Below are 1,387 nucleotides of genomic sequence, written 5' to 3' on the forward strand. Positions count from 1 at the left end.
ATTGGCACAGGCTTGGGACCACAAAGTTTGCTGTTAGCAATGTATCGCCTGAATCCCAGCCACCAAGTAAATCACCACATGACAAACCCAAAAGATCCATATCCCAATACAACCGAACCGAAGCCGTATATGTTCCTTGAGGGTATGCAATGAGAGACCCTGTTCGAGCTGGTACTTTTATATTTACCGAGTAGCTCACAATATTATTTGATGCGACTGTTGGTACTGGGCCATACCACACATTGGAGGTTTGGTTGGTGGTAGAGGAACCTGCCCCGCCTACAGTTGCAGTAACCGTATACGGTAATGAAACACTGTTAATTGCATTTGTTGTTCCCGTAAATACGGTTTTCATACACATGAAATTAGAAATCTGGGGAAGTCCTAAATTCGTACAAGTAATTGTTCCTGAAAGATTTACGGTTGCATCACTATTAATATTTGCTGCTGTGTAGGTAAACGTATTATTCGTGGTCCCACTTACCGTACAAGCCGCATGTGCAGGACTAAAAAATGCATAAACGAGATAAAATAAGCAAATGCCTACAAAATATTTTAAAGACAATGGAAAAAACTTATAGCTCTCTATTTGAGCCTTATTCATAATATTTAATGACATATATAAGGTCCCAATTTTTTAGTTGAGTACTGATTACTGTTATAAGTGAAGCCAACTTGGCATGAACCATGATCTAGAAGATCGACTTCAAGTTTGTTTTGCTTCAATAGGTTTGGAATAAATACTTCACCGTCATACCCAACCATCCCATTTTGCTGACCATTAATTCGAACGGTATAACCCGGCTTTAACGGTGAATTTTTTTGATCAACAAGTTTCACTAATCCTGAAATAACCTGATGAGCACCAAAGTCAACCAAAGTTCCTTGACGATAACCCACGACTGTTTTTTGATCTGTAGATTTAACATTCCAATTCAGAGGAAGATACGATGGATCTAAATAAATATGGTTCACTTGATATGGCATGAGACTAGGAATCAGAAATCTTCCAGACTTGTCAGTTTCTCCCAAATTGACCCCACCATTTATAATTTGACTTTGTGGTCCGGCATTCGTGACAACCGCATAGCCGTCTCCAATTTCATTAGCCGCAAAGATACGTCCCGCCGCAGCAACCAATGAACCTGTTGCTGAAAGTGCAACCTGATCGTTGTCGCCAAATCGGTTATAACGTCCCGTCAGGTAAGCTGCTCGTGCTCGGTAAGATGCATAGACCGATGCATTGTTTTCTTTTGCATCCTGATCTCGCTCAACATAGCCACCCCAGCCAAATGAACCAATTTGGGGTTCTGACAAACCGAATATTTCTTGGCGATACCGTAGGCTACCGCTGTCACTAGATACACTCGTGATCGCATTCACTTTA

General features: G+C 41.1%; 1 protein-coding gene and 1 pseudogene. Both read right to left on the reverse strand.

All coding sequences use genetic code 11. The features are described 5' to 3' along the window. Positions 1–619 (reverse strand): annotated as a pseudogene (locus J536_RS24380) (SCPU domain-containing protein); the annotation flags it as partial. Then, positions 610–1,387, reverse strand: a 778-nt coding sequence (locus tag J536_RS24385; protein ID WP_032064275.1) for a fimbria/pilus outer membrane usher protein, incomplete at its 5' end; no start/stop codon positions are given. The pseudogene J536_RS24380 and the gene J536_RS24385, both read right to left, overlap by 10 nt.

It is taken from the genome of Acinetobacter sp. 809848 (assembly GCF_000581275.1).
Classification (GTDB): Bacteria; Pseudomonadota; Gammaproteobacteria; order Pseudomonadales; family Moraxellaceae; genus Acinetobacter; species Acinetobacter pittii.